Raw genomic sequence first — 5,830 nt, forward strand, 5'->3', positions numbered from 1 at the left:
TCTCCTGTCCCTCTCCGCTTGGTTGTTGGAGAAAACCCGCCGGCCTCATGCGGGTCTCGTCCCCCGGCCGGACCCGGGAGAGGGTGGTTAGGCCAAGGGAATCACACCGTTTTGGTGGTGGTTTTCTTGGCCGTGGTTTTGCGGGAACGAGCGGGCGCGTCGAAACGCCCGGCCCGATGCGATACATCGTGGCTGGGGGCATCGAATGCAAGAAGAGCCATCAAGAGGCCGCGCATCGAAAGACGATCCCGTTCGCTGCCGGCTTTTACGCGCTTTGCATAAAGAGTCAATTGCGATGCGCGGTCGCGCGCGCTGTACATTGGCCGCCGCTCGCGGTAACCAACGGCTCGTGATTGCCTGGCTGGCGCGACGCCAGCCTGCTCCAGCGTCCCCGATTGGGTGGACGCTTATCCGAATTCCGAAAGAAGAAGATGATCAAGATCGATGGCATTGTCCCGGCGCTGGCGCAGGCGCTGGAAAAACGCGGCTTTGCTGAGCTGACGCCGGTGCAGCAGGCGGTGCTGGCTCCGGAGCTCGGCCAGGCCGACGCCCTGGTCTCGGCACAAACCGGCTCGGGCAAGACCGTGGCCTTCGGCCTGGCCATGGCGCCGACGCTGCTTGGCGGCGCGGAGCGCTTCGCCAGCGCCGCGGCGCCCCTCGCGCTTGCCGTGGCGCCGACGCGCGAGCTGGCATTGCAGGTGAAGCGTGAACTCGAATGGCTTTACGAACTCACCGGCGCGGCGATAGCCTCCTGCGTCGGCGGCATGGACATGCGCACCGAGCGGCGGGCGCTGGAACGCGGCGCCCACATCGTCGTCGGAACGCCTGGCCGGCTGCGCGACCACATCACGCGAAACTCGCTCGACATGTCGGCGCTCAGGGCCGTGGTGCTGGACGAAGCCGACGAGATGCTCGACCTCGGCTTTCGCGAGGATCTCGAATTCATCCTCGAGGCCGCGCCCGCCGATCGGCGAACGCTGATGTTTTCCGCCACCGTGCCGCGTTCCATCGCGACGCTGGCAAAAAGCTACCAGCGCGACGCGGTGCGCATCTCGGCCGCCGGCGAGGAGAAGCAGCATCTCGATATCGAGTACCGCGCGCTGAGCGTCGCGCAGCCAGACCGCGAGAACGCCATCATCAACGTGCTGCGCTTCTACGAGGCGAAGAACGCGCTGGTGTTCTGCAACACGCGCGCCGCCGTCAATCATCTGACGGCGCGCTTCAACAACCGCAACTTCTCCGTCGTGGCGCTGTCGGGCGAGCTCAGCCAGAACGAGCGCAGCCACGCGCTGCAGGCGATGCGCGACGGCCGCGCCAGGGTCTGCATCGCAACGGACGTCGCGGCGCGCGGCATCGACCTGCCCGGTCTGGAGCTGGTCATCCATGCCGACCTGCCGACCAACCCGGAAACGCTGCTGCACCGAAGCGGACGCACCGGGCGCGCGGGGCGCAAGGGCGTCAGCGCGCTGATCGTGCCGAACAATGCCCGCCGTCGCACCGAACGGTTGCTGCAGAATGCCAAGCTGACAGCGACCTGGGCGAGCCCGCCCTCGGCCGACGAGGTGTTGCGCCGCGACGACGAGCGCATCCTCGCCGACCCGAGCTTCGACGAGCCCGTGAGAGACGAGGAGCGCGGCTTCATCGCCACGCTTCTGGAGAAGCATGGCGCCGAGCAGGTTGCCGCTGCCTTCGTGCGGCTTTGCCGTTCGAGCCGTTCAGCGCCGGAGGACCTCCTCGATACCGCGCCGTTCACGCCGTCGGGCGAGAAGTTTTCGCCTCGGGACGAGGCACCCGCCCGCCGCGATGATTTCGGCGACAGCGTCTGGTTCTCGCTGTCGGTCGGCCGCCGGCAGAATGCCGAGCCGCGCTGGCTGATCCCGCTGCTGTGCCGCACCGGCGGCATGTCGAAGCGCGAGATCGGCGCGATCAAGATGCAGCCGGAAGAAACCTTCGTGCAGATCGCGGCCGACTGGGCCGACCGCTTCCTCGCCGCGATCGGTCCCGACCGCAAGCTGCAGAACAACATCGTGGTGAAGCGGATCGACGGCACGCCCGACTTGTCGCGGGCGGGCTACCAGCCGCCAAAGCCGCAGAAGAAGCCGCATCGCGGCAAGGGAAGCTTCGACCACGGCGCGCCAAAACACAAATCTGGCAAACGCGCCGACCCTTCCGCCGACCAGCGCTTCGCGACGGAGGCGAAGCCATGGGCAAAGAAGCCGAGCAAGCCGAAGTTTGAAAATTCCACTGGGCCCAAGCCCAAGAAGGCGAAGAAGCGCCCGGGCTGATCGCTTCAGCCTCTCGTCGGCGCCGGGTCATCGGCGCGTCCGGCGCTGGCTTTCAGGCCGGCCTTGATCGCGGCCCAGCTGTCGGAAGCAGAGGTCGGCCGATGCGTCTCGGCGATACGTTCCGAAAGTTCGTCGCGCCATGCGCTATCCTCGGCCATGCGGCGGATGGCGGCGTACCAGCCGGCCTGGTCCGTCGAATCGACCGCCGGCATCAGGCCGCCCGTCGCTTCGACCAGCGACGGCGTGGTCGAGACGATCACCGGAACGCCGAAATCGAGGCATTCCGACGCCGCATAACCCCAGCCTTCGATATGCGAGGGAAAAACGCCGAAGCTTGCGCTGCGATAGTAGCCGATGAGCTCCTCGTCGCTCACCGGGCCCGCGAAGACGATATGTTCCTTCAGTCGCGGATGAGCTTCGAGATAGGCGCATAGCTCCTCCACCATCCATCCCCAGCGGCCGACGCAGACGAGCTTCGGCAGCCTGACCCCTTCATCCAGCGCCTGCTGCCAGATGCGCGCGAGCAGGATGTGGTTTTTCCGGATCTCGACGGTCGAGCAATAGAGGACGAAGGGCTCGGCGGCATCGAGGCGCGACGTCGCGCCAAGCCGGTTGGCTTTTTCATGGAGCAGCGACGGCATTGGGAAGCGATGGGCGGCAGGCAGGTCGATGCCGGCCTTTTGCATGTGGTCGGCAAGCATCGCCGTCGCGGCTTCGGAGGTGCAGAAGGCCGCCGCCCCGGACCGCGCCAACGCCTCCAGGTTGGGGCCGAAGACCGATTGCATCTTGCCCTTACCGACAAGGTCTGGCCGCATGGTCGGGATCATGTCGTGACACAGGAAGGCCATGTCGCCGGCGCCCAACAGCGCCGACGGGTTCTCGCCGACCAGGATCCAATGACTGATCAAAACGAGTGAGCGTTCGGCCGAAGTGTCGTTGCCTGCCGCAGGAAGCCTGACCAGGCCGGTCTTGAGGCCCGCCCTGCGACAAAGACGATAGGCACGCACAAGCAGCTTTGTCGCGGCATAAACGGGCCCTGCCCGGCCGTTGGCGACAGTCGTTGCGAGCTGCCGATCCGCCTCCCTTTTCGCCATCGGATAGCGCCGCACCGCTTCGAAGGCCTGCCGCAACGCGGCAAGGGGCCTGCGCCTCGGACGCAGTCGTATCGGCGCGATGTCGTGGATGCCCAGCTGCTCCATCTCGAAATTCTCGAGCGGCCGGAAGCGTCGGCTCGAAAGATCGAGCGTCACGACCTCGATGTCCGGGTCCGGGTCGGCCAGAGCCGCCCTGACCATGAAATCCTCGACCCGCTGGATGCCGGCGAGCGCGCCGCGCCAGGCGAGCAGGCCGGTCGCGTCGATGCGGATTTGTCGTTTCTTGCCGCGGGTTTCTTCCGTCGCGTCCGGCAGCGGGACTGATTTCTTCTTGGACATTGCCCCTGCGATCACGAAGCGATTCGCCGCTTCTTATCCAGATTTGACAGAGGACGAAAGCCGACCGACTGGGACCATCGCAATTAACGGCAAGGATGCATATTGCAAGCAGATACAATCTTAGGTAGTTGAAATAAGGCAGCACGACGCGAGGGGGGAGCCATGCGCGGTGTAATAATTCATTACGACCAGGATCAGGACTACGGCTATGTCAACGGCGTTGACGGCAAGCGCTACATCTTCAGCCGCGGCGACCTGGCCCAGGACATGGCGCTGACCAGAGGTGCGCCAGTCGAGTTCGTTCCGGACGACGGCACTGCGCACGGTATCGTAGCCGCAAGATCGGGAAAGCAATTGCTGAATCGGAATCCGCCGCAGCGCGGACTCGCTGCCGAAACCCCTTCCGCAAAGTCCATGGGGCTGTGGGCATATTTCCTACGTGCGCTGGGCGACGACTACCGCAATTTCGCAGGCCGGGCCCGCCGTAAGGAGTTTTGGGCATTCCATCTCTGGCTCTTGGTCGTGTTCGCCGCGCTGTTCGGTTTCGGCATTCTGCTGAATCTGGCGATAAGCGGCTTCGATGATGGTCCAAGGACCTCGATCGGATACATTCCTGCGTTGCTCTTCATGCTGGTAGCAATCCTGCCGTCGATCGCGATCGTCGTGCGGCGTCTGCACGACGCCGGGCTGACCGGCTGGCTCGTCTTGCTTTGCTACACGCCCTTGGGGGCCGTTGCCTTTCCCATCTTTGGGCTTCTTCCCTCTCAATTTGGGGAGAACCGGTGGGGTCCGGTGCCAGCTGGCGTCAGGTTCTAACGACCGTCTTCAGCGCGTCACCGGACAGCCGCAGAAAGACCTTCTGGCCATGGCGCTCGGCGCCGAGGCTTGCGTAAAAGCGCAGCGCGCCTTCGTTCCAGTCCTCGGTCGTGAAGTCGATGCGCCCGATGCCCTTGTCGAAGCATTGGCTGGCGAGAAAACCGATCAGGGCGCGGCCAACACCCTGATTTCGCGCGCAGTCCAGCACGAACAGATCCTTCAGGAACATCAGCCGCCGCAGGTCGACCCCGGGATGCGCGATCGCGACGGATGCCAGGCCCGCGACCTCACCACTCGCGAAGGCCAGCGCGAAATGCGGATAGGCCGGGCTTTCGTCCCTGAGCCATTGCAGCACTGTCGCCGTGGCATGGCCGTGATCGAGCGGCGCCTGGCGGTAATGCGCCGCCATCTCGCACAGCACGATGGCGAGCGCACCGGCATCGTCGGTCGTCGCCCAGCGGACGTCGACCGCCACGTTCAGCCCAGGAACTTGGCGATGATTGCGTCGCCCATCTCGGTCGTGCCGACTTCGGTCATGCCGGCCGAGAAAATGTCCTTGGTGCGCAGGCCATCGTCGAGCACCGCGGCAATTGCCCCTTCCAGCTTGTCGGCCTCGGCCACCATGCCGAAGGAATAGCGCAGGCACATGGCGAAGGACGCGATCATCGCAATCGGGTTGGCGATGCCCTTGCCCGCGATGTCGGGCGCCGAGCCGTGCACCGGCTCGTAGAGCGCCTTGCGCTTCTTGGTCTTCACATCAGGCGCGCCGAGCGAGGCCGAAGGCAGCATGCCGATCGAGCCGGTGAGCATGGCGGCGATGTCGGAGAGCATGTCGCCGAACAGATTGTCGGTGACGATCACGTCGAACTGCTTCGGCCAGCGCACCAGCTGCATGCCGCCGGCATCGGCCAGCATGTGGTCGAGCTTGACGTCGGAATATTTCGCCTTGTGGGTCTGGCTGACCACCTCGTTCCACAGCACGCCCGACTTCATGACGTTGCGCTTTTCCATCGAGGTGACGTGCTTCTTGCGCGTGCGGGCGAGCTCGAACGCGACGCCCGAAATGCGCTCGATCTCGAAGGTGTCATAGACCTGCGTGTCGATGCCGCGCTTCTGGCCGTTGCCGAGATCGATGATCTGCTTCGGCTCGCCGAAATAGACGCCGCCGGTGAGCTCGCGCACGATCAGGATGTCGAGACCTTCGACCACTTCCTGCTTGAGCGAGGAGGACGCCGCCAGCGCCGGATAGCAGATCGCCGGCCGCAGGTTGGCGAACAGCTCCATGTCCTTGCGCAG

The 5,830-nt window shown here is 65.0% G+C and carries 6 protein-coding genes; 2 read left to right on the plus strand and 4 right to left on the minus strand.

Going from position 1 to position 5,830, the window contains the following annotated elements:
• Positions 1 to 101: 101 nt before the first annotated feature.
• Complete coding sequence (locus tag Q0L57_RS04020; protein WP_296738435.1) at positions 102 to 320, minus strand: hypothetical protein; 219 nt, start codon at positions 318 to 320, stop codon at positions 102 to 104.
• A 111-nt stretch (positions 321 to 431) separates the two neighbouring features.
• On the opposite strand from Q0L57_RS04020, the gene Q0L57_RS04025 reads away from it, so the two are divergent.
• Complete coding sequence (locus tag Q0L57_RS04025; protein WP_296738438.1) at positions 432 to 2,285, plus strand: DEAD/DEAH box helicase; 1,854 nt, start codon at positions 432 to 434, stop codon at positions 2,283 to 2,285.
• A 5-nt stretch (positions 2,286 to 2,290) separates the two neighbouring features.
• Here the strand turns inward: Q0L57_RS04025 and Q0L57_RS04030 are convergent, their stop codons facing one another.
• Positions 2,291 to 3,718 (minus strand): glycosyltransferase, encoded by a 1,428-nt coding sequence (locus Q0L57_RS04030; protein ID WP_296738442.1) that lies wholly within the window; start codon positions 3,716 to 3,718, stop codon positions 2,291 to 2,293.
• 162 nt (positions 3,719 to 3,880) lie between these two features.
• On the opposite strand from Q0L57_RS04030, the gene Q0L57_RS04035 reads away from it, so the two are divergent.
• Entirely contained in the window at positions 3,881 to 4,534 is a 654-nt protein-coding gene (locus Q0L57_RS04035; protein ID WP_296738445.1) for a DUF805 domain-containing protein, read from the plus strand.
• Here the strand turns inward: Q0L57_RS04035 and Q0L57_RS04040 are convergent.
• A complete protein-coding gene (locus tag Q0L57_RS04040; RefSeq protein WP_296738448.1) occupies positions 4,524 to 5,009 on the minus strand; it encodes a GNAT family N-acetyltransferase in 486 nt (161 codons plus the stop codon). The two genes, Q0L57_RS04035 and Q0L57_RS04040, sit on opposite strands and share 11 nt — an antisense overlap.
• A gap of 2 nt (positions 5,010 to 5,011) precedes the next feature.
• A partial coding sequence (gene leuB / locus Q0L57_RS04045; protein ID WP_296738450.1) for a 3-isopropylmalate dehydrogenase occupies positions 5,012 to 5,830 on the minus strand: 819 nt, incomplete at its 5' end.

The sequence above is a fragment of the Mesorhizobium sp. genome, assembly GCF_024509055.1.
GTDB lineage: Bacteria > Pseudomonadota > Alphaproteobacteria > Rhizobiales > Rhizobiaceae > Mesorhizobium.

Bases quoted from the DNA above. Each gene is read 5' to 3' on its own strand.
- Q0L57_RS04035 (WP_296738445.1), top strand. From the start codon at position 3,881: ATGCGCGGTGTAATAATTCATTACGACCAGGATCAGGACTACGGCTAT.
- Q0L57_RS04025 (WP_296738438.1), top strand. From the start codon at position 432: ATGATCAAGATCGATGGCATTGTCCCGGCGCTGGCGCAGGCGCTGGAA.
- Q0L57_RS04030 (WP_296738442.1), bottom strand. From the start codon at position 3,718: ATGTCCAAGAAGAAATCAGTCCCGCTGCCGGACGCGACGGAAGAAACC.
- Q0L57_RS04020 (WP_296738435.1), bottom strand. From the start codon at position 320: ATGTACAGCGCGCGCGACCGCGCATCGCAATTGACTCTTTATGCAAAG.